Raw genomic sequence first — 22,639 nt, 5'->3', positions numbered from 1 at the left:
AATCGATCTGTTTTTATAGTTATGAGTTGTTTTAAATAAAAATTGTATTTTTAAAACAAAAATCATATGCTTAAATCATTATATCTTTTTACCGCACTCTTAATTTTGACCGGCGTTATCTCCTGTCAGCAAGAGCCTGCAACACCTTTGCAAATTGTAGAAGAACTCAATGCCGTAGACAGTTTTAAAACCATTAACGGAGATACTGCATTTCAGGTGACTTATGAACTTTGGTTTCAGCAACCTGTTGATCATAACAATCCTGATTTGGGCACATTTCCACAAAAGGTAATCTATTCACATAAAGGTTTTGATAAGCCTGTCGTTATAGTTCTGGAAGGATATGCACTATACGGCACCGGCCAATCGGAGTTATGCCGGCTACTCGATGCCAATCAAATTACCATAGAGCACAGGTTTTTTGACGAGTCGCGCCCAAATGACAGCATTCCCTGGAGTAACCTTACAGTGGCCAATGCTGCTGCCGATCAGCATAATGTTATTCAGGCGTTCAAACCCTGGTACAGTAAGAAATGGATCAGTACCGGAATTAGTAAAGGGGGACAGACGACCATTTTTCACCGAAGTTTGTATCCAAAGGATGTGGATGTAAGTGTGCCTTATGTTGCGCCTTTGAATTTCAGTGCTACCGACGAGCGTGTGCAATTGTTTCTTGATACAGTTGGAACAGCGCCATGCAGACAGAAAATCCATGATTTCCAGGTTGAGCTTCTTGAGCGGAAAGATGTGCTAATGCCCTTTTTCGAAGAAGAAGCAAAGGAAAATGACTGGGAGTTTAAAATGGGCCTTGATAGTGCCTACGATTTAGCTGTATTTGAATTTAGCTTTGCCCTGTGGCAATGGGTGCCAAACGATTGCGAAAGTATTCCGCCACTGGATGCCACCAATAAAGAGATATTCCATTACTGGAAAACATACACTGGATTTAGTTTTTTCGAGCAAAACAGTATTGCTCCAACATTACCATTCTTTTTTCAGGGTATGACTGAAATTGGCATGTATGGCTACGACGCAGACGAGTTTAAAGGTTATACTGATATGGAAGGGATGGTCGATTTTAGCTGGACATTGCCAAAAGGCTACGAAAATGCTGAATTTAATCCAGAAGTGATGCGCAAGGTCGATCGATGGGTGAAAAACGAAGGAGATAATATGCTTTACCTTTACGGAGGACAGGATGCATGGTCAGCAACCGCTGCAGAGCCCGGACCTGAAACCAATGCTGTGCGCCTCTTTAATCCGGAAAAAAATCATAGTACAAGAATTCGTAACTACCCGGATCATCTTAAGGATAGCATATATTCTGTCCTGGAAAAGTGGACTGGTGTTGAAATAGGTGTTGGAGAATAGTCCTTATAATCCTAAACTCTTATGCCCATAACGATCACGTCATCAATTTGGGGTTGTTTTTGCTTCCAATCCATGAAAACTTTCTCAAGGCGGGTTTCTTGTTTTTCTGTTGGCAAATCGGAGCCTTCAATAAGAACTTTTCTGAAGCGTTTGGATAGAAATTTGGTTTTATTTTCACCTCCAAATTGATCCTGGAACCCATCAGAGTAGAGGAAAAGCATGTCGTTTTTTTGCAATTCAACTTCATGGTTCGTGAAGTCGGCTTTGTCTTTTAAGTGTATGCCTATTGGCATGCGATCTGCTTTGTAAATTAATTCTTCTTTGTTCCTTGCTATCAATAAAGGATTATAGGCTCCTGCATAACTCAACTTTTGGGCATCTTTATCTACAACGCACATTGAAATGTCCATTCCATCTTTCGATTCATCCTTTTTCCCGGTTTGTCGCAATGCTTTTTTCACCTCATTTCGAAGCATGTTTAGTACTGTAGCAGCATTAAAATCAGCTGGGAGTTGACTGGTAATTTGATTTAAAAAAGTGATGCCCAGTAAACTCATAAATGCTCCTGGCACACCATGTCCGGTACAGTCGGCTGCTGCCACTATAATTCTGTTCCCTGATTTGTTCAGGTAATAGAAATCGCCACTTACAATATCTCGTGGTTTAAAAAAAATGAAATAATCACCAATAAGTTTTTTGAAATTTTCTTTTGGAGGGAGCACGGCTGTTTGTATTCTGCTTGCATATTGAATACTGTCTGTTATATGTTCATTCTGTTTTTCGATTTTACTTTTTTGTTCTGTTACATAATCGCGCTGCCTTTCAATTTCATCACGCTGCGACTCAATTTCCTCTTTTTGAGTTAAGATTTCAGATGTGCGCTGCGCTACAATGCGTTCGAGGTTCTCTTTATCTTTCTGTAGTTTTTTTGTGCGATATTTAATTACTGCATAGATACCTAAGATTGTAACCAATATAGCCAGGATAATGAACCAGGTTGTTTGCCAGAATGGAGGTTTAATGGTAAAACTATAGCGGCTGTCTGAATTATCGTACCATTCACCGTTAGGCATTTTAACCTGGACAATAAAGGTGTAATCGCCAGGTGGTAAAAATGAGTATGTAACAGCCCTTGTAGATGTTGGTGTGCTCCATTTCATATCGTAATTTTCAAGTTTATAGCGATATGTGAGTTCTGAAGCAGCTAAATACCATAGTGCTGTGTATTGAAATGTAAGGTTATTCTGACTGTGAGAAAAGTTGTGAGCACCTTTTTTTATTGGTTCATAATAAAGCTCTTTTTTTGAAATAAATAGTTTCGGTTTTAGGCTTAGTTCCTCTTTTTGAAGGTTGACTTTGAGTATACCACTGGCAGATCCAATGTATAGGTTTTGGTTGCTGTCCCTGTAATAAGCATTCAAGCTTGGCATGAAATTATTGAGCCCCAGCATCGAACCTATTTTGGTTATGCTGAAATTGCTTTCATTTACAATATCAATGTCGTCGTTGTGTGTCATTAGTACATGGCTGTCTGGGTAGCTAATAATGCTTTTTACTTCATTACTGCTTAGTCCATTTTCCTTACTTAGGTGTTTAAAGTTTTCTCCATCATACCTTAAAACTCCTTTGTCTGCCAGGCCAAACCAAATGTTACCTTTAGTATCTTCTGTTATACTGTATACAACTTTTCCTATGGAATCAATTAATTTGCTTTCAGGGTGTGTCAGTTTCCCATCTTCCATTTTGGCAATACCTCCGCCATCTGTAGCTATCCATAATCTGTTTTGAGAATCGTACATGGTAGCATATACATAATCTGATTTTAAACCATTGCTTGTGCTGATGGTACTGAAGGCGTGACCGTCTTTTTGAAGTTCAAGTTTACTTACTCCACCACCAAGCGTAGCAAAATAGATGTTGTTTTTGTGGCAGGTAATATGAATAATATTATTATTGCTTAGTCCATCTTCTTTTTTATACTGTTTAAAATTGCCATTATCGGGGTTTATTTTAAATACTCCAAAACCATAAGTCCCAACCCATATGTAGTTTCTTTGATCCTGACAGACTGAAACAAAAGCTATATTTTCATAGGCTGGACCGGTAAACCATTTTTTGAGGTGGTAATTACCATTGGATTTTTTGAAAAATGTATGGAGTCCATCCTGACTGGCTATCCAAAACTTTCCGTTTTTATCTTTCGTGAGACTGAAAACATTTTTAATGTCAAAATCTGTGCTGGCATTGAAAAACTCAATTTGGTTATTGCGATTTATCGCCAGTCCGTGTTTGGTACCTATCCATAAATTTCCTTCCAGATCCAGGAAAAGGGTGTTTAGCCGTTTGCTGGGCAGGCCATGTTTTTTGTCAATGCCCGTAATCGAAAGCTCATGGTTTTTATTTATCTGCGCCTTAATTAGTCCATTTCTTTTGGTACTTACCCAGAATTTATTCTGCTCATATTTTTCAAAGTCATTTATGGCTCCAAATTGCCACCCAGTTATAGGGGTTACTTTCTTATTGTTGATATCATATTTACAGATGCCTCTATCCTCCATAGCTACCCACAAAATATCTTCTTCAATTTCCAGGTCTTTTACTAAATTATCAGGGAGCCCATCTTTTGAGTTTATCTTGTCAATGAATTCATTTTTTTCAGGATCATATACAGATATTCCACGGTCTGTAGCCATATAAAAAAGGCCTGAAGGTGCAGGTAAGATTTTGTATACATAATTGTCGAGGAGTCCGTCGTCTGTATTAAGGTTATACATTCTTTTCCTTTTTTCTCCTTTGTAGTAATATACGCCTTCACCCATTGTTGCAAACCACAGAACCTTATCTCGTTCAAAAATGTGCGATATTTGCTGTTTGCTAAAACCTGATTCTGGATTAATTTTACGAAAGTTTTCTCCATCGAAATAAGTAATTTCGCCGCTTTCGTGTCCCACCCAAAAACCCTTTTGGGCTTTCCCGATTGCTGAAATCTGGTTAGAGTAAAGGCTGTCTTCCTGGGTAAATTGTTCGAAATTAACCCCGTCAAACTTAAACAGACCTTCGTTTGTCCCTAACCATATGTAACCGGATGTATCCTGATAAATAGATTTTATACTCACCCGCTCGTTTTCTTTTAGGATTTCAAGAACATCAATAACAGGCACTTGTCCTGAGTGTTTTAGGGGGATTAGACTAATAAGTAAAAGTAATATTAAGAGCTTGCTTTTTATCATTTCGGCTGTAGTTCAATTTTTATGTCAACCATTATTTCTTCAGCAATTTTTTGGTAAACCACTGTAGGTATTTCTATATCATGATCTTCGAGAAAAACAGTAAAGTCAGATTCTACGATTAATTTATCGGGTTTTACAATGAGTTTACATTTAATAATGCGTTCTTGTTCAATGCCATGGCATATGAACTTCCCTTTACCTCTGACATTATATGTCCCGGGGCTGTAAAAGCTTATATCCTCAATAATTTTCCCTTCAAAAATGGTGTATGGGTACTTGTTGGTCTCGAGATAATTAGTATTGAAATGACTCTTTTGTAATGAGCTGTTAAAGCCTTCAAATGTTTTCATGGGCACACGAAATACAAACGATTTATCAAGACTTTTAATAATTCCTTCAGCTTCATTGCTTTTAGCCTGAATCATTTCCAGGGGAGCGTCGGAAGTGAACTTTATACTTGATTGCGTTACTTTGTAGAGATCCTGTCCGCTTAATGATGATGACAATAGAAAAAGCGATATGAATATTATTTGATAAGCATTCTTCATATTATATTTTATTTCAGGTTAAATACTCTTATTATGTTAAAACCCAGTGCTATATCTCCATCTTCCCATTTGCCGTTTGTTTCCGGAATGAAGTTTTTTTCTGTCATGCCCCGGGAGTTTGAAAAATGCAACTGAAATAAGTGGCCTCCTCCTGTGTCAATTTCAATTCCCACTGCAAGTGAGTTACTGTATGTGTCAGCTGTGTGGCCGGGCAGCAAATGATAATACTCCGCTGAAATCGATAACCAGTTGTTTAATGTATATACTCCACCTATTCCAACAGCTGAGACCAGGTTTTGTTCCTTTTTGGTTTTAACCATATTTCGGTGAATTAAGACAGGTACGACCTGCATTGAGAAAGCATCTCCGAATTTGCGCGCAAAAAACAGCTCATGAACATAAAATAATCGCGCTGTTTCAGGGTAGTTAAGGTCTGGGTTGTCCCATTTGAGTGTTTTGTAATAAATACCTTCTTGCAGAGTTAATGAAAAGGGGAAGTTTTTGGAACCTGATTTTTGTCGCAAGATTTTGTATTTGAAATATCCGTCAATCAGTTTTTCATAGCTGCTCCTGCCAATTCCAAACGACAACCGATCTGTAGCACCATATTCAAACCCCAGCCTAATCATTGATTGATCTAGACCATAAAATTCATAAGCGCCGTTGCTAATTGGTCCGAACCGATGCGAAATGCAAAATACCAGGTCGTTTTTACCGGTTGTTTCTACATTATATCCATTAATGAGCCGACTCGACTTAAAGGTACGTTCGGTATATATTGTAGGGGCTTCACTGGTAGAGTCAAGCAAAGCCATTAGGTCCTGGGCATAATTAGAAGTGTTTACTGCCAATAGCAATACAATTAATATAAAATGTTTTTTCATAGGCTGCTTATTTAGTTTTCTGGCATCCCATTGTTAACCCAGGTCTCTATTTTTAAAATCAGGCAATCGGGAAGCTGGGGTTGGTTTGCGGGCATGTTAAAATCTCCTTCATGCTTTATTGCTGGTAATACAAGTCCTGTGTTTATAGAGTTTACGACGTTTTCATATGTGTCAAGTTCTATTCCTTCTCTTTGAGTAAATGTGCTGTTATGACATGACATACAATTGTCTGTTAAGATAGGCCGAATGTCTGAATAAGTAAGGTTTGTAGTATCGCAGATTGTATCTTCAAAATAGGTTTCTTCGTTTTGAAATGTACATGATGAAAGCCAAAGGAACAGTGCGATAATCAATGTAATTGCTATGCGATTTACCATTGCTTAAGGTTTTGATGTTAACCAAATTTAGGTCTTTTTTATGTATTTTTAATAGTTACCTGAGCAATTTTCAGTAATCGGTTTATGAAGATGGTAATGTTTTATCGCTCCATGGTGGGTAACCAGGGATGAAAAATTAAGCGGTCTGCTCATTTGTAGAACAGACCGCTTGTGGTATTGGTGAAGTTTTTTACTTCATTTTTGCAATAATGGCATCGGCCATTTCGGTTGTAGAGGCGGCACCGTTTTTAACAACATCAGGTTTACCGCGCATTTTTTTCATGTCGTAAGTTTGAACTTTGCCTTCAGCAATCACTTCTGCTATGGCTGTGCGGATTTTCTTTGCAATTTCGTCCTCTTTAATGAAGTCCAGCATCATACAGGCCGATTCCATCATAGCAATCGGGTTGGTGATTGAAACATCATAATCGGCATATTTTGGCGCACTGCCATGTGTAGGCTCAAATACGGCAACACCGCTATCGGGATTCATTTGTGCTGAGCAAGCAAAACCCAAACCACCAATAAGTCCGGCAAATCCGTCAGAAACAATATCGCCAAACATATTCCCGGCTACAATTACACCGTAATTTTCGGGGTTTTTGGTTAACCACATCATTTGCGCATCGATGTTGGTGTTCCACAATTCAATGTCCGGATAATCTTTGTCCTTGATTTCCTGTGCCATTTTGAACATCATGCCCGAGGTTTCACGAATTACATTGGGCTTTTCGCATACTGTAACAGATTTGTATCCGTTATCTTTGGCATATTCAAAAGCGGCGCGCAAGATACGTTCTGTTGCTTTTTTAGTGAAAATACGTGTAGAAACCGAAATTTCTTCTTTGGGTGTATCACCAAAGTTTTTCTTGAACTTGGGATGTGTCATTAGCGCATCATAAACTTCTTTGGGCGGGTTGCTCCATTCTACACCTCCATAAAGTCCTTCAGTATTTTGGCGGAATATTGCTACATCTATTTTTGGTTCTTCGATGGTGTCGTTGGGTCCGCGGCGAATAAAGTTCAGGGGGTTGCCTTTATAGGTGCGGCAGGGACGCAGACAAATGTCGAGCCCAAAATGTTGACGCAAACCAACAATAGGACTTGAATAAACCAATCCTTTGTCGCGCAGTTCCGGGGCAAGTTCCTCTGCGGCAGCATCTTTTGGTTTTGATGTGATGGCACCAAATAACCCGATTTTGTGCTCTTCCAACAGTTTTAAGGTGCGGTCGGGGAGCGGATTTCCTTCTTTTTTCCAAAATTCCCAGCCAATATCACCTTCTACGTAATTGGCCTCAAAGCCTGCTGCTTCAAGTACACGTATGGCTTCTTCAAGTACATTTTTACCAATTCCGTCTCCAGGCATGGCTACAATTGTGCGTTTACTCATAATACACAGTGTTTAAAAGGTTTATTTTCTTACTGAGGTAAAAATAAATTATTTTTCGGAGGATTAAAATATTGAAGCATAAAATCGGTCTTTTTTCTGCCCTTATTTTATAAGAATTCTGTGTTGTTGCTCATGCTTTTTCAAACTTAAACGGTAGCTTATGGCTGGCCTTATTATTCTATTACATGTTTCAGGCCTTTCTTTAACGCTTTTCACAAAAAAAAACCGGAAATAAATAGTTCCCGGTTTACATTAACTTTAAGACTAAAAAAACACTGTGTATTTAACGAAGGACAAATTTTTTAGTATTAGCACCTGATTTATGTTTTATGCGCAAAAAATATATGCCGGTTGGCTGGTGTAACAAGGTTATTTTTTCCGGAATGTTGTTGAATTGTTTTACAATCCTTCCATATTGGTCGATGACCTGTATCAGTCCATTTCTGTCTTTTTGAGGTAATGCTATATTTATAACTCCATTTGCAGGGTTCGGATAGAAATTAAAATTTAAAAGCCTGCTAGTTTCATGAATCAATAGTGGTTGGTTTGTTTTTAATGCACATTGAGTCTTTGCCACCCAAATAGAGTCATTAAAATCCCAGTCGTAATTAGTTCCGCCATTTAACGAATTATTTTGATCATAGGTATGGGTCTTTTTTTGTATGTTGAACCATTCGAAATATTTCGACATGTATGTTTCGGAAGTTATCTGACCAAAATTATTGTAGGTAAAAACTCTTTTTTCCTGTATAAGCGTATCCCATGCTGAGTCATGAGTATTCCACATAACCTTAAGTATTTCATTTGGAGCATCGTTGTCATTTAGAATGTGTGTGAAACGCCAGCTATTGCGCCAGTTTTCACCATCCGGAACCTGTTGAATTACAATTTTACCCGACGTTTCATCATAATTGTAGGTAAATCTGGAGGTGCCACTCCAGGTTTGTCCATCATCATCTGAGTAATGCGTAACTTTTTCTGTAACCTGGTCATTTGGGTTATAAGTATATTCATGTGTTTGATATGTCTGCCACACATCTTCCTCAGCGTTGAAGTATTCAATTGTTTCTTTTTTGGTTTTAAATGAATTGGGGTAATATTCAAATGAAGATATGCGATTGTTTTCCCATTCCTGGATGTCCATCGGGCTGAATTGTTTTTCCAATCGAATGAGTTTATTTTGATTATCATAGGTGTAGGTAATGAAATTTGTGTTATCCCAGGCACCATCAACTCCTAAAGAATCGTTCCAAATCATGCTCTGATAGGTAGCAAGTGAATCAAAAGGTGTATAGGTAAAGATTTCTTTGAATGAGTTTTTGTAATTGCCCCATGGGTAATTACCATATATAGTTTCAATAATCCGTCCGAATTCATCGTAAATAATAATTCTACGCGTGTAAGGCTCATAATAGTCTTCATTATAGGCTAAACGTTCACAAAAAAGGGTGTCTGTTGCATGCGCTTTTTGTGGGTTCATTAATGGTATATGTCCGCAGGTGGTTTCAATTGAAATTCTGTTTTGAACATATCCTTTATCCTGGGCACTTAAAGTACCAGTAAGCAGTAGAATAATAATTATAGCTGATGTTTTCATAAGGAAGCAGTTTTATTTACACTAATTTAGATTAAATAAATATAAAAATAAAATATTTTGTACTCATTATGAGAATATTAACAGTTTCTGGTTGGGGTAGACGAGAAAAGTTTATTGCAAAAAAAGATTTAGTACAATAATTGATTGATTGGGTATAATTTTAATGATTGATTATATTTACAGCTTTAAATTTAAGGCACTATATGACGCAGGATTACACCCAAATTGACGATAATATACACTGGTACAAAGATGCCATCATCTACGAATTGCACATTAAGGCTTTTATGGATAGCAATGGTGATGGAATTGGAGATTTTACCGGATTGCTTAACCGATTGGATTACCTGGAAGACCTGGGTGTTAATGTAATTTGGCTACTTCCATTTTATCCTTCTCCATTGAAAGACGATGGCTACGATATTGCTGATTATTACAGCATAAATCCTTCATATGGAGATATTAAAGACTTCAAGAAGTTTATAAATGCCGCACATCGGCGGAACATAAGAGTAATTACAGAGTTGGTAATGAATCATACATCAGACCAGCATCCCTGGTTTCAGCGTTCCCGAAAATCGCCAAAAGACTCAGTGGAGCGTGATTACTATGTATGGACCGATAATCCCAAAACTTATGGTGGGGCACGTATTATTTTCCAGGATTATGAAAAAAGTAATTGGACCTGGGATTCGGTGGCCAAACAATATTACTGGCACCGTTTTTTTCATCATCAGCCTGACCTGAATTACGATAATCCCAAAGTACAACAGGAAATTTTCCGAATAATTGATTATTGGCTTAAGCTCGGTGTCGATGGCTTCAGGCTTGATGCAGTTCCCTATCTCTATCAACGTGAAGGTACTAATTGTGAAAATTTACCTGAGACACATGCCTTTCTGAAAAAACTTCGCAGACACGTAGATGAGAACTTTTCAGGCAAAATGCTTTTGGCTGAGGCCAATATGTGGCCGGAAGATTCAGCAGCATATTTTGGTGGCGGTGACGAGTGTCATATGAACTACCATTTCCCGATTATGCCACGCATGTTTATGGCTATGCGTATGGAGGATCGTTACCCGATTACCGATATTTTTGACCAAACCCCGGAGATTCCCGACACTTCCCAATGGGCCATATTCCTGCGCAACCACGATGAGCTAACGCTTGAAATGGTGACAGATGAGGAGCGCGACTACATGTACAAAGTTTATGCGCAAAACCCAAAGGCCAAAATTAATCTGGGCATCCGGCAGCGTTTGGCTCCATTGTTAGAGAATAATCGGCGAAAGATAGAGTTGATGAACTACCTGCTTTTTTCATTGCCCGGGACTCCTGTGATTTATTATGGCGATGAAATTGGCATGGGAGATAACTTCTATCTTGGTGATCGCGATGGCGTCCGTACGCCAATGCAATGGTCGCCCGACCGTAATGCAGGTTTTTCCAATACCAATCCACACAAGCTTTATTTACCTCTCATTCTTGATCCGCTTTATCACTATGAATCGGTGAATGTGGAAACACAGCAGGCGAGCAACTCTTCTCTGCTTTGGTGGATGAAGCGGGTCATTAATATGCGCAAGCGGTTCAAAGCTTTTGGCCGCGGCGATATTGAGTTTATATATTCTGAAAATTCCAAGGTCCTTGCTTTTACCCGAACTTATGAAGAGGAAACAATTCTGGTAGTTTTTAATTTATCGAGGTTCTCCCAGGCTGCAGAGCTTGATTTGAGCAAATATGCAGGCTATGTGCCAATAGAAGTGTTCAGCAAAAACCAGTTCCCAATTGTTCACGAAAATCGTGATTATGTACTAACCCTGAGCCCGCACGACTATTATTGGTTTTTGCTGCGTAAAAAACGCTCTGCCGTAGATGATCCAAAACAAAACCTCTTGCTTGAATTTAATACCTGGCAAAATATCACCGATCCAAAGGTTAAAAGACACTTGAGATAGATGTACTCCCTTCATATCTTAAACACAGCAGATGGTTTGAGAGCCGCTATCAGAAAATAAGAAGAACCCATGTGCTCAAATTGATCGATTATTCCAGTAAAGATCGCAATGCATATATTACTTTACTTGAAGTGCGCTACGAGAGCAGGTTGCCCGAGTTATATCAAGTTTGTATGGCTTTTTCAGAAAAAACCAAGACAGAAACCATTACCGACGAGTATCCCCAGTCTATTATTTGTCAGGCTAAAATAGGTGGCGTAGAAGGCTATTTGTATGATGGTTTTTTTGATCCCGAAATACAGCTCAGGCTTTTTAACAATATTGTCAACAAAAAACGTTTACTGACCGGAAATACAACTATGCGTTTTATCGCAAATAAAAAGCTGAGCCAGTATGGCCAAGATGCTGAAGATGTAAAACCACGCATCATGAATATGCGTCGTACGAATACTTCAATTCTATACAATAACGATTATTTGCTTAAAATCTATCGTAAACTCGATAAGTCTGTTAACCCGGACCTTCAGTTAACCGAATTTTTAGATAAAATAGAGTTTCCCTATATCCCTAAATATGCCGGTAAAATTGATTTGCAAAATCATGAACATGCTATTGCGCTGGGTAAAATACAGGAGGCAGAAGACTATCAGAACGATGCCCGCCACTATTTTCTTGATTTCCTGCAACGCTATTACGAAACGGTTCAAATGCGGTCTGATGATGCAGAACAGTTCCCATTGAAAGGCTTATTTACCAAGCCCATTGCATATGAGGAGATGGAAGATGAGCATATGATAGAGATACTCAATATGGTTGCTGTTGAGCAAGTCAGGTTGCTGGGTGAACGAACTGCTGAGCTTCATGCTGCTTTGGCTTCAGAGAAGGAAGATCCTGAGTTTTATCCCGAAGAGTTTTCATTGCATTATCAGCGGTCATTGTTTAGTTCTTTTCAATCGCCGGTTCGTGAAGTATATCATACACTGGAGCGTAAGTACGATCAGATTCCTGAAAATATCAGAGATGACGTTGGGCGTATTTTCCCGCTTAAGCACAAAGTATTGCAGGTTTTGAAAAAAGTATACAGCAATAAGCTTGATATTATGAAGATACGTACACATGGTAATTTTAAGCTAAGGCACGTACTTTTTACAGGCCGCGATTTTGTCTTTATTAATTTCGAGGGTAGTCCCGGAAAAAGATACAGCCAGCGGAGATTGAAAAAATCACCGCTTTCAGACATTGCTTCAATTATTAGCTCTTTCCATTACATTGCTTACGAAGGTATATTGAAAAATCAGAATATAAGGAAAGAAGATATTAATGCCCTGCGACCATGGGCCGAAAAATGGTTCCACTATATGGTTCAAATCTATTTGAGAGCATACCTGGACAGAACCAATGGAAACCGTTTTATACCAGAAAATGATGAGGATTTTAAAAATATTTTGAATGTTTTCTTGCTGGAAATGGCCATACACCGCTTGAGTGATGAGCTTGAAGCTCCTTCAGAGCGAATACTTATTCCAACAATTTGTATTTTGAAGATTATAGAACAATACGATGATTAATACTCTAGAGCAGAGGTTTTATGCTCAGTTTTTACTCTTTAGTATTTTTTAGTAAAGAATTATTATGAGGGAAAAAATAAAATGGGGCATATTGGGTCCAGGCAAAATAGCCAGAAAATTTGCAGAAGACCTTCAGGTTGTGGAAAATGCTGAAATATATGCAGTAGCGTCTAGAGATATGGATCGCGTAAAACAATTTGGATCTGATTTTAACCCATCAAAAGTTTATGGCTCTTACCTTGAACTTGCTCAGGATGATGAGGTCGATGTGGTTTATGTCGCAACACCTCATACATTTCATTTTGAATATACAATGTTGTGTTTAAAACATGGTAAACATGTGTTGGTTGAAAAACCAATGGGGATGAATGAAGTAGAAGTCGAGACTATGATGAATGAAGCACGTTCGAGGGGGCTTTTTTTGATGGAGGGGCTTTGGACCCGGTTTGTACCTGCAACCGGGAAATTATTGGAACTTATCAATAAGAAAGTGATTGGAGATATTGTGGCCATCAGAGCTGATTTTGGTTTTAAAAGTAAAATGGATATGCAGGGAAGATTATTTGAGAAGAAACTTGGCGGCGGATCATTGCTTGATATTGGTATATACCCGGTCTATCTTAGTTTGTTAATATTGGGGATCCCGGTTGATATAATGGCTACAGCCCGTATGACCAAAACCGGAGTTGATAGCTATTGCTCCATGATGTTTAGCTATGATAACCACTCAAAAGCTTCACTTGAATCAACACTGGAAGCACACACACCTATTGAAGCATTTATTTATGGAACTCAGGGTAAGATTAAACTTGCTTCCAGGTTTCATCATTCAGAGAAAATAGAGCTCTATGAGGATGAAGATATAGTTGAAGTGTTTGATTTAAAGTATAATGGCAACGGTTATGTGCATGAAATTGAAGAAGTGCAAAAATGCATAAAAGAAGGTAGAACAGAAAGTCCCGGGCTTCCACTTCAAATAAGCTTGCAGTTGATTCGTATTTTGGACAAAGTTAGAACTGAAATAGGTTTGCAATATGAGTAATATCTGTTCATGTTGATTCGATTGTAAATTTTATATTTATAGTAACTTTAGTTATTTATTATTGCTTGCCGTAGTTAATGTGTTTTGTTTTAATCTCTGTGTTGTCCATTAGGTAGTGTTTATATTATAATCGATTTTTTTAATTACCACCTGGTGGTTTTTTAGATTAATCTATCATTGGCGTGTCTTTTTCCTCTAAATAACTTGTTTTTGTTTAGTCTCATTCTTAATTGGCGTTTTTTTAGCTATTCATTGGAGCATGTTGTAAAACCATAAACTATCGTAATTGGCTAATATTAAGTATTAAGAGTGGTTTTTGGATTTGCTGGCGTTCTAAACAATGACAATTGTCATTTTTTATGGCGACAAAAATCATGGTATGCCCCTTAAAAGCATTGTAATTTCGAAACATAAGCAAATCAAAGCCTTACGAATAGGTATTTTGCAACATCAAAACAACTGTTTTTAAGCACATTTTAAACCAAAAGAGAAAGATATGACAGACATTCAGGAACTTGTTACTGGGCTTGTGGAAAAGCACGGCCGTAAGCGCGAAAAACTGCTTCCCATATTACAAGGTGTAATTGAAAAAGAACGTTCAGTTAGTGACTTTGCTATGGTCGAAATAGCCAAACAAATGGGGATTTCTGCAGCAGATGTTTATGGAACAGCTACTTTTTACTCTTTCATGGATACAGAACCCCGCGGTGAATATGTAATTCGTATATGTAAAACGATTACATGCTTCATGAAAGGCAAAAATCAAATTTTGCTCGCATTGGAAGATGCCTTGAAGATTAAATTGGGTGAAACCACACCGGATAGAAAGTTTACTTTATTGGAAACCAATTGTCTGGGTTGGTGTCACAAAGCCCCTGCAATGCTAATTAATGATGAAATTTATACTGATCTTACCATTGAGAAAGTACATGAAATTATAGTTGAGTACAAAAACAAGTAGATCATTAAAAAAAAAGACTATTATGGGTAAACATATGTTAAAGCGCATCGACTTAATATTTAAAAATGAGCATGATACAGATGCGATACTTCAAAAAATATTTAAACGCTCAAACGAGGACCTTATTAATGACCTTATCGGGTCTGGATTAAAGGGCCGTGGTGGAGCCGGATTTCCAACAGGACTGAAATGGAAACTTACTTCAGAAGCAGAAGGAGATGAAAAGTATGTAATATGTAATGCTGATGAGGGAGAGCCAGGTACATTTAAAGACCGTGAAATTCTATCTCAGGTACCACATAAAGTACTTACTGGAATGGCTGCTTGTGGTCGCATTATAGGAGCGAAAAAAGGATTTATTTACCTGCGCGGAGAGTACAATTTTTTAAAGCCCAATCTTCAGAAAGAAATAGATAACTTCCATAAAATATTGAAATCATTGAAAAGTGATTTTCGCATTGAGATTTTTAGCGGAAGTGGTGCATATATTTGTGGTGAAGAGAGTTCCCTAATGGAATCAATGGAGGGTAGACGCGGTGAACCTCGCAACAAACCTCCTTTCCCAACAGAAATTGGTTACTTAGGTAAGCCTACTGTTATCAACAATGTTGAGACATTGGCACATGCCTGGACAATATTTAAATACGGACCTAAGAAGTTTCGCGACCTTGGTGTTCAGGACAGCCGCGGATCAAAACTTTTTTCTGTTTCAGGAGATACACCGGTTGCCGGTATATACGAACTTGAGCTGGGTATGTCGTTACAGGATTTTGTTGATGACTTTGGAGATGGCGATACAAAAGCAGTTCAGGTAGGTGGCGCAGCAGGTTTCTGTGTGCCCCGCAAAAAATTTCGCGAAACAGCCATTGGTTACCAGGGTAAATTAACCGGGATTTCACTCCCTACCGGAGGTTCCATGATGCTTTTCAATAGTTCACGCTCTATGTATAATGTATTAAAAAACTATCTGGAGTTTTTCGAAGAAGAATCATGTGGCCAATGTACCCCCTGCCGTGTTGGTTGTCAGCAACTACTGGAAGGTGTCGAAGCTGTGAAACGCGGTGATAAACCACATCACTATCTCGATAAACTGATGCGTTTGACTGAAACGATGAAATTGACTGCCAAATGCGGACTGGGTCAGTCTGTAGCCAACTCATTTTCATCCATTGTGGAAAACTTCCGTGAAGAAATGATTTACTAAACAAAAAAGCATTGAATTATGTCAAAGATGGTTAATTTAAAAATAAACGGCATTGATGTAAGTGTAGAAGCCGGAACTACCATTCTACAAGCTGCCGAAAAGCTAAAAATAAAAATTCCGGTGCTTTGCTATCACAAAGACCTTTGCATAGCAGGAAACTGTCGAGTATGCGTTGTCGAAGTCGTTGGCTCCCGAAAGCTTGTCGCTGCTTGTGCAACTCCCGTTAGCGAAGGACTTGAGATTCATACAAACAGCTTAATGGTACGTAATGCACGTAAAGATATTATTGAATTGCTGCTTTCAGAGCACAATGCTGATTGTACGAAATGTTACCGAAATGGTAATTGCGAACTGCAGGATCTTGCTGCCGAATACAAAATTACAAATCAGGATTTTCTAGATCTTGCGCACGGAGCTTATACAATTGATGATCTTTCTCCATCTATTATTAAAGATGATAGTCGGTGTATTCGTTGTCAACGGTGTGTGCGTACATGCACTGAGATGCAAAGCGTAGGTGCTTTATCTGTTGCCAATAAAGGCTCAGAGATGAAGATTTCTACCTTTTTCGACCGACCAATAAGAGAAGTGGTTTGTACAAATTGTGGCCAATGTGTAATTCATTGTCCTACAGGAGCACTTATTGAGAAAACTTATATTGAGCGCGTATGGGATGCCATAGCCGATCCTAATAAACACGTAGTAGTACAAACAGCCCCGGCAGTACGTATCGGACTCGGTGAAGAACTGGAACTTGATGCAGGTGAGCGTGTAACCGGTAAAATGGTGTCGGCACTTAAGCGTTTAGGTTTTGATTCTGTACTCGATACAGATTTTACTGCCGACCTTACTATTATGGAGGAAGGAACTGAACTTCTACATCGCTTAAAAGCTAACCTGGTTGAAGGCGACCACAGTGAACCTCTTCCTATGACTACAAGTTGCTCGCCGGGATGGGTCAAGTTTTTTGAGCATACATTCCCAGAAATGCTGGATAATATGTCAACCTGTAAGTCGCCACAGCAAATGTTCGGTTCACTTGCAAAAACTTATTATGCCAAAAAAATAGATGTTGATCCTGAGAATATCGTTTCAGTATCTGTTATGCCTTGTACAGCCAAAAAGTTCGAAGCTGATCGACCTGAAATGCGAGATAGTGGTTATAAAGACGTAGATTACGTGTTAACCACACGTGAACTTGCAGTTATGATTATGCAAGCAGGTATTCAGTTTGCTGATTTACCAGAGGAGAAATACGATAGTATTATGGGTAAGTCTTCTGGTGCAGCTGTTATATTTGGTGCAACCGGTGGTGTAATGGAGGCTGCATTGCGTACTGCTTATGAGCTTGTTACCGGACGCGAAGTCCCATTTGAAAATCTGAATATTGAACCAGTTCGGGGATTGGACGGAGTGCGCGAAGCAACCGTGAAAATTGAAGATGTATTACCAGATTGGAAATTCCTGGAAGGTGCAGAACTTAAGTGTTGTGTAGCCCATGGACTGGCCAACGCTCGTAACGTTATGGAAAAAGTTAAGAACGGTGAGGTGGAATATCATTTTATTGAAATAATGGCTTGTCCTGGTGGTTGCCTTGGTGGTGGTGGTCAACCTATACCTACCAATGATGAGATTCGTCAAAAACGAATGAAGGCAATATATGATGAGGATATGAGCCTGGCTATTCGAAAATCGCATGAGAACCCGGAAATTGTACAGATTTACAAAGAATTCCTTGGCGAACCACTTGGAAAGCAATCTCATAAATTACTCCATACAGAGTACTTTGAGCGTCAAAGATACTAATTGGACGGTTTAAATGTGAAAATGCAAAAAGCCTGCTGAGAATTATTTCAGCAGGCTTTTTATTTATTTTATAAATTTAGCTATTCCTCAAATTTATAGATTGTTCTACCATTAAGCTCCTGAATAGGTCTGAAGTTTTTATCCAAAATATCTGAGAAATCTTTTATTTGCTCCTGTGAAGCTCGTAATGGATTTTGAAGTAAATACCAACTGACTACTTCTGAACATGGCGGTGTGGTTAGAGAACCGTCGTAGTGGTAATAACTTAAGTTATCGGGTAAAAGCGCTGCCAAATCAAATTTTTCGTCTGAGGTATATTCACCTTTATCTGCCGGAAAATGTTTCAGGTATTTGTTAAACAGATCATTCGCTTCTCCTTCTTCATACATAATGCCCAAAACAGCAAAGTCATCGTCTGCATGTCGGTGCACAAAGTGAACTTCAAGTGGCGAGTACTCCCCATTTATTGTATGTTCACTTGTTGCATGATAGTGAAATTGCAATAAATCATATTTCTTGCCATCAACCATCATACTGCTTCCTTTATCGATGTTGAATTGCACAGTATGTCCGTTGTTTATTATGTTCACTTTCGTTTTTCCATATTCAAACTTCAACGGCTTTAGACTTTCTCCTTTTACAGCCTCTTTGATGTCAATGGGAGATTGTTTGTCGCCATTACAATCTTTAAAGCCCTCACATAAGTTTGCCCAATTTTCGGGACCATGTTCTCCTTTATGATGACTCCAGTGAACCTGGTCGCAGTCTTTTTTTGCTGTTTCTTTTTTCATTTCTTCTTTGGTTTCTTTGGATTGATTAGCTTGTTTATTGTTTGTTTTGTTATCGCATGTCAAGAATAACGCAAAAGTCGCTAAAAATAGAGGCATTAAAACAATCATTTTTTTCATAAGGCAATAAATTTAGATTAAACATTATTTCATCAATAAATATAACCATCGTTTTATTTTTTAGTTCAATGTATTTAGCTGAAAATATTTATCTGTGGTGATTTCATCAAATAATAATTAATGGTGTTATTACTTCCTATAACGTCTGTTTTCATTTGAGATTAAAAATTTGTTGTTATTTTTAGGAAAAATTAAATACTACAGCTATGAGTTTTATATTTCGAAGCAAGATTATTTTAGGAATACTATTGTTTTTTTTAATAGTTTTTGGAGTTCTTATTCATTATGTTTATACAGATAATGAGATTGCAAAGAAGGAATTAGAAGAGGAAAAGAAACTATTTCCAAATGAATGGTTTTATAGACAACGTGCTTTTCCATCAGGTAAGATAGATCGTAATGCCTATAGGGATGCGATGATGTCTGTAACAAGGCAAAATAAATATTCTGATTCCAGTGAATGGAGTTTTTGCGGGCCCGATAATATTGGCGGAAGAATTACTGATATTGAGGTTGCAGAAAATACTATTTATGTTGGAGCCGCTTCTGGCGGCATCTTTAAAACAACTGATTTGTCAAACTGGGAACCCATATTTGATAGTGTGGGTATGTTGTCGATCGGAGACTTGTGTATAGCTCCCTCAGATACAACTACTATTTATGCCGGTACAGGAGAAGCTAATGGTGGTGCAAGCTCACAAGCAGGGGGGAGTGTAGGGGTGTTTAAATCAATAAATAGTGGAAAAGATTGGGATTACGTAGGTCTGGAAAATGCCGGAAGTATTGGAAAGATTCTTGTTAGCCCTAGGAATTCAGATGTTTGCTACGTTGCTGCAATGGGTCCCATTTTCGAAAATGGAGGCGACCGGGGAATATATAAAACGGTAGATGGCGGTGAAACATGGGAACAGAGCCTTTGGGTAAATGATTCAACTGGATTTATCGATCTGGCCATGCATCCTACTCAACCTGATACACTTTATGCGGCTGCCTGGCAAAGAGATCAAGGGTTGAATTACATAAATTTTGGAGGTGCGGCTTCAGGAATTTACAGGTCCTATGATGGTGGGCAGACCTGGGACAAGTTAGAAGCCGGTTTGCCAGATACTGCAGGGAGGATTGGTATAGCTGTAGCGCCTTCATCGCCCAATTTTTTATATGCCTACGTGGTAGATGAAGAGACTCATTTTATTAAAGGGATATACAGAAGTAGTGACTACGGCGATAGTTGGATAGGAAAGAGTACCGAAGGTATTTATGATGCACCCTATAATTGGTTTTTTGGTAGAATATATGTTGATCCAATAGATCATAATACCGTATATATAGGAGCATTAGCAATGCATAAAACCACAGATGGAGGTAGTTCGTGGTTCAATGTTTTTGATGGAGCACATGTTGACCAACATGCATTAGCTTTTGATCCTGCAAATCCAGAGAAAGTCTATATTGGTAATGATGGAGGTTTCTATTACAGTTCGAATGGAGGTGTTGATTATCAGAAAGCTGATGGTCTCCCAATTACACAGTTTTATACTTGTGAGATTGATTATATTATACCTGAGCGGATTTATGGTGGTACACAGGATAATAGCTCCATGCGAACAATGAATGGTGGTATTAGCGATTGGGAGATTATCTCACAAGGAGACGGTTTTTATAATCTTGTCGACCCAATTGATAATAACTACATTTATACAGAATATCAGTATGGTGGTCTCATGCGATCGGCAGATGGCGGTGAAAACTGGGATATGGCAATTACTGGCATTGAGCCTGAGGATAGAAAAAACTGGAATACCCCTGTGGTTTTTAACCCATCCAATCCTGAAGAACTTTTTTATGGTGCTCACCGTGTATATAAATCTACTGATCGTGCTCAGAATTGGACCCCAATTAGCCCCGATCTTACAGATGGGCCAGGTGAAGGAAACATGGTATTTAATACAATTACATCCATTTCGGTGTCTGCTTTAGATGAAAATATTGTTTTAGCTGGTACAGATGATGGTAATATCAGCATAACCGTGAATGGTGGCGATTCTTGGAACAATATATCAGCTTCGTTACCGCGCCGATGGGTAACCAGCGTTGCTACAAGCATTTCTGATCCGGAAGTAATATATGCTACCTTTTCGGGATATAGTTTTTATGATAATGCAGGTCATGTATACCGGTCTGATGATCGTGGAAATACATGGGTAAATATAAGCACTGTACTACCTGATGTTCCAATTAATAGAATCATAAATATAGCTGAGGATGTGCTTATAGTAGCAACTGACGTTGGTGTTTATATAAGCCGCAATAATGGCAATAGCTGGAATATACTTGGTGAGGGTTTACCAGTTATGTTTTTTACCGATCTGGATTATCATCAGCCAACAAATAAGCTTGTAACGGCTACTTTTGGAAGGGGAATCTATAGTATTGCTCCTGACACATCTCCCGCATCTTCGTTGGGTGGTGAGCTTTCTAATACCCGCTTTGATGTTTATCCTAATCCAACTCGTGGTGTAGTAAATATTGATATGAGTTCAATGCACGCTGGGGCTTATTTGCTTGAAGTTTATAATACTGCAGGCTTGTTAGTGAAACCAGGTGAGAAAGTATATTTTACAGATAGCAGGCATTGTATAAAGCTGAATGCTGCAGATCTTTCTGCCGGATACTATTTAATAATATTGAAGCATGAAAACTCCGGATTAATTTTTAGCAACTCAATAATAAAACATTAATGGGAATAGATTCTGTCGTTTTTTTAGGCTGTAATAAGTTTTATAATATATTTGCCTCTCAAAATCTTTAATTTATGGAAAAGGTAAGAAGAGCTCTAAATGATTCACCTGCCTTGCGCTGGGCTGTGCTTGTCCTTGTAGGGTTTGTTTTATCTGTTAATTACTATTTTTATGATGCCTTTTCCACCCTAAAGGATCTTTTACTTAAAGAATTCAACTTTACCAATACCGATTACGGTTTATTTGTCTCTTTCTATTCCATACCCAACACTTTTTTATTAATGGCGGTAATAGGTGGAGCAATTCTCGACCGATTTGGGATCCGTCGCACAGGGTTTATGTTTGTCTTTTTTATGGCTTTTGGGGCACTTCTTACGGCTTATGGCGCATCGGATTATTATATTGCGGGAGGCCCCGGCTATGGTTTAATGTCCTCTTTTTTACCCAACTACTCTCCTGAACTGAAAATGATGCTTCTGGGACGGTTCTTTTTTGGTCTTGGAGCTGAGACCAGCATTGTTGTAGTTAGTAAAATTCTTGTAAAATGGTTCAAGGGTAAAAACCTTGCGCTTGCTTTTGGCTTAAAAGTTGGGTTTGGTAGGCTTGGAACTTTTGCTGCATTGCAAGTATCACCTGTTGTAGCTGGTGGAGGACCAAACCTTACAACAGCTGTTTGGTTGGCCGCAATTTTAGTGCTTAGTGGTTTGTTGGCCTTTATGGTTTATATGCTGCTTGATGCAAAATTAGACAAACAAGTAGCACTAACTACACCAAAAGCCGCGCCCGAAAAGTTTTCTTTTAAAGATTTGGGCGTTATATTGAGCAATCGTCCATTTATTTATATTGTTCTTTTGTGCGTTACTTTTTATTCCGCAGTATTTCCTTTTGTGTCTTATGCGCCAGACTTTTTTGCCGATAAATTTGGGTTTACAGACGTGCAAAGCGGCCGTGTGACTTCATTATTACCAATAGGGACAGCTTTTTTTACACCCTTGTTTGGGTTTATTATTGATCGTTACGGAAAGAGTGCTACAGCTATGATTTTGGGATCTCTTAT

Annotated in this window: 16 protein-coding genes; 9 read left to right on the top strand and 7 right to left on the bottom strand. The window is 38.5% G+C overall.

The genetic code is table 11. From position 1 onward, the window contains the following. The first annotated feature begins 66 nt into the window (after window positions 1-66). On the top strand, window positions 67-1,371 hold the full coding sequence (locus VJ937_RS12760; RefSeq protein ID WP_324067706.1) for a S28 family serine protease: 1,305 nt from the start codon (window positions 67-69) through the stop codon (window positions 1,369-1,371). A gap of 11 nt (window positions 1,372-1,382) precedes the next feature. Here VJ937_RS12760 and VJ937_RS12755 read toward each other — a convergent pair whose 3' ends face one another. The 6 genes from VJ937_RS12755 to VJ937_RS12730 all read right to left on the bottom strand — a co-directional run bounded on the left by VJ937_RS12755 (window position 1,383) and on the right by VJ937_RS12730 (window position 9,397). After that, a complete protein-coding gene (locus tag VJ937_RS12755) occupies window positions 1,383-4,601 on the bottom strand; it encodes a two-component regulator propeller domain-containing protein (RefSeq protein WP_324067704.1) in 3,219 nt (1,072 codons plus the stop codon). After that, window positions 4,598-5,149 carry a YceI family protein gene (locus VJ937_RS12750; RefSeq protein ID WP_324067702.1) on the bottom strand — a complete coding sequence of 184 codons (552 nt, stop codon included), beginning with the start codon at window positions 5,147-5,149 and terminating at the stop codon, window positions 4,598-4,600. The genes VJ937_RS12755 and VJ937_RS12750 overlap by 4 nt, the downstream gene beginning before the upstream one ends. A gap of 8 nt (window positions 5,150-5,157) precedes the next feature. Next, window positions 5,158-6,033 carry a DUF5777 family beta-barrel protein gene (locus VJ937_RS12745; protein WP_324067700.1) on the bottom strand — a complete coding sequence of 292 codons (876 nt, stop codon included), beginning with the start codon at window positions 6,031-6,033 and terminating at the stop codon, window positions 5,158-5,160. An 11-nt stretch (window positions 6,034-6,044) separates the two neighbouring features. After that, the gene (locus VJ937_RS12740) at window positions 6,045-6,410 is read right to left on the bottom strand and encodes a hypothetical protein (RefSeq protein WP_324067698.1); all 366 of its coding nucleotides are present in this window, start codon (window positions 6,408-6,410) and stop codon (window positions 6,045-6,047) included. A gap of 190 nt (window positions 6,411-6,600) precedes the next feature. Further along, complete coding sequence (locus tag VJ937_RS12735) at window positions 6,601-7,800, bottom strand: isocitrate/isopropylmalate dehydrogenase family protein (protein ID WP_324067696.1); 1,200 nt, start codon at window positions 7,798-7,800, stop codon at window positions 6,601-6,603. A gap of 283 nt (window positions 7,801-8,083) precedes the next feature. Beyond that, entirely contained in the window at window positions 8,084-9,397 is a 1,314-nt protein-coding gene (locus VJ937_RS12730) for a T9SS type A sorting domain-containing protein (RefSeq protein ID WP_324067694.1), read from the bottom strand. A gap of 203 nt (window positions 9,398-9,600) precedes the next feature. Between VJ937_RS12730 and treS the strand changes: the two genes are divergently transcribed. From treS to VJ937_RS12700, 6 genes are all read left to right on the top strand, one after another. Beyond that, window positions 9,601-11,355 carry a maltose alpha-D-glucosyltransferase gene (gene treS / locus VJ937_RS12725; RefSeq protein ID WP_324067692.1) on the top strand — a complete coding sequence of 585 codons (1,755 nt, stop codon included), beginning with the start codon at window positions 9,601-9,603 and terminating at the stop codon, window positions 11,353-11,355. Further along, on the top strand, window positions 11,352-12,923 hold the full coding sequence (locus tag VJ937_RS12720) for a maltokinase N-terminal cap-like domain-containing protein (RefSeq protein WP_324067726.1): 1,572 nt from the start codon (window positions 11,352-11,354) through the stop codon (window positions 12,921-12,923). Before treS ends, VJ937_RS12720 begins: the two co-directional genes overlap by 4 nt. 64 nt (window positions 12,924-12,987) lie before the next feature. Then, the gene (locus VJ937_RS12715; RefSeq protein WP_324067690.1) at window positions 12,988-13,965 is read left to right on the top strand and encodes a Gfo/Idh/MocA family oxidoreductase; all 978 of its coding nucleotides are present in this window, start codon (window positions 12,988-12,990) and stop codon (window positions 13,963-13,965) included. A 496-nt stretch (window positions 13,966-14,461) separates the two neighbouring features. Then, entirely contained in the window at window positions 14,462-14,926 is a 465-nt protein-coding gene (gene nuoE / locus VJ937_RS12710; RefSeq protein ID WP_324067688.1) for an NADH-quinone oxidoreductase subunit NuoE, read from the top strand. 22 nt (window positions 14,927-14,948) lie between these two features. Beyond that, window positions 14,949-16,130 (top strand): NADH-ubiquinone oxidoreductase-F iron-sulfur binding region domain-containing protein, encoded by a 1,182-nt coding sequence (locus VJ937_RS12705; RefSeq protein WP_324067686.1) that lies wholly within the window; start codon window positions 14,949-14,951, stop codon window positions 16,128-16,130. Window positions 16,131-16,148: 18 nt separating this feature from the next. Next, entirely contained in the window at window positions 16,149-17,936 is a 1,788-nt protein-coding gene (locus VJ937_RS12700) for an NADH-dependent [FeFe] hydrogenase, group A6 (protein ID WP_324067684.1), read from the top strand. A gap of 80 nt (window positions 17,937-18,016) precedes the next feature. On the opposite strand, the gene VJ937_RS12695 is transcribed toward VJ937_RS12700, so the two are convergent. Next, window positions 18,017-18,844, bottom strand: coding sequence for a carbonic anhydrase family protein (locus VJ937_RS12695; RefSeq protein ID WP_324067682.1), 828 nt, complete (start codon window positions 18,842-18,844; stop codon window positions 18,017-18,019). A 206-nt stretch (window positions 18,845-19,050) separates the two neighbouring features. On the opposite strand from VJ937_RS12695, the gene VJ937_RS12690 reads away from it, so the two are divergent. After that, entirely contained in the window at window positions 19,051-21,582 is a 2,532-nt protein-coding gene (locus tag VJ937_RS12690; protein WP_324067680.1) for a T9SS type A sorting domain-containing protein, read from the top strand. Window positions 21,583-21,656: 74 nt separating this feature from the next. Next, a partial coding sequence (locus VJ937_RS12685; RefSeq protein WP_324067678.1) for an MFS transporter occupies window positions 21,657-22,639 on the top strand: 983 nt, incomplete at its 3' end.

Source organism: Salinivirga sp. (assembly GCF_035268865.1).
Lineage (GTDB): Bacteria > Bacteroidota > Bacteroidia > Bacteroidales > Salinivirgaceae > Salinivirga.
The sequence above is the reverse complement of the archived record's forward strand: the minus strand, read 5'-3'. Positions and strand labels throughout refer to the sequence as shown.

Coding starts and splice junctions, on each gene's coding strand:
- VJ937_RS12760 (WP_324067706.1), top strand. CDS start 67: ATGCTTAAATCATTATATCTTTTTACCGCACTCTTAATTTTGACCGGC.
- VJ937_RS12755 (WP_324067704.1), bottom strand. CDS start 4,601: ATGATAAAAAGCAAGCTCTTAATATTACTTTTACTTATTAGTCTAATC.
- VJ937_RS12750 (WP_324067702.1), bottom strand. CDS start 5,149: ATGAAGAATGCTTATCAAATAATATTCATATCGCTTTTTCTATTGTCA.
- VJ937_RS12745 (WP_324067700.1), bottom strand. CDS start 6,033: ATGAAAAAACATTTTATATTAATTGTATTGCTATTGGCAGTAAACACT.
- VJ937_RS12740 (WP_324067698.1), bottom strand. CDS start 6,410: ATGGTAAATCGCATAGCAATTACATTGATTATCGCACTGTTCCTTTGG.
- VJ937_RS12735 (WP_324067696.1), bottom strand. CDS start 7,800: ATGAGTAAACGCACAATTGTAGCCATGCCTGGAGACGGAATTGGTAAA.
- VJ937_RS12730 (WP_324067694.1), bottom strand. CDS start 9,397: ATGAAAACATCAGCTATAATTATTATTCTACTGCTTACTGGTACTTTA.
- treS (WP_324067692.1), top strand. CDS start 9,601: ATGACGCAGGATTACACCCAAATTGACGATAATATACACTGGTACAAA.
- VJ937_RS12715 (WP_324067690.1), top strand. CDS start 12,988: ATGAGGGAAAAAATAAAATGGGGCATATTGGGTCCAGGCAAAATAGCC.
- nuoE (WP_324067688.1), top strand. CDS start 14,462: ATGACAGACATTCAGGAACTTGTTACTGGGCTTGTGGAAAAGCACGGC.
- VJ937_RS12705 (WP_324067686.1), top strand. CDS start 14,949: ATGGGTAAACATATGTTAAAGCGCATCGACTTAATATTTAAAAATGAG.
- VJ937_RS12700 (WP_324067684.1), top strand. CDS start 16,149: ATGTCAAAGATGGTTAATTTAAAAATAAACGGCATTGATGTAAGTGTA.
- VJ937_RS12695 (WP_324067682.1), bottom strand. CDS start 18,844: ATGAAAAAAATGATTGTTTTAATGCCTCTATTTTTAGCGACTTTTGCG.
- VJ937_RS12690 (WP_324067680.1), top strand. CDS start 19,051: ATGAGTTTTATATTTCGAAGCAAGATTATTTTAGGAATACTATTGTTT.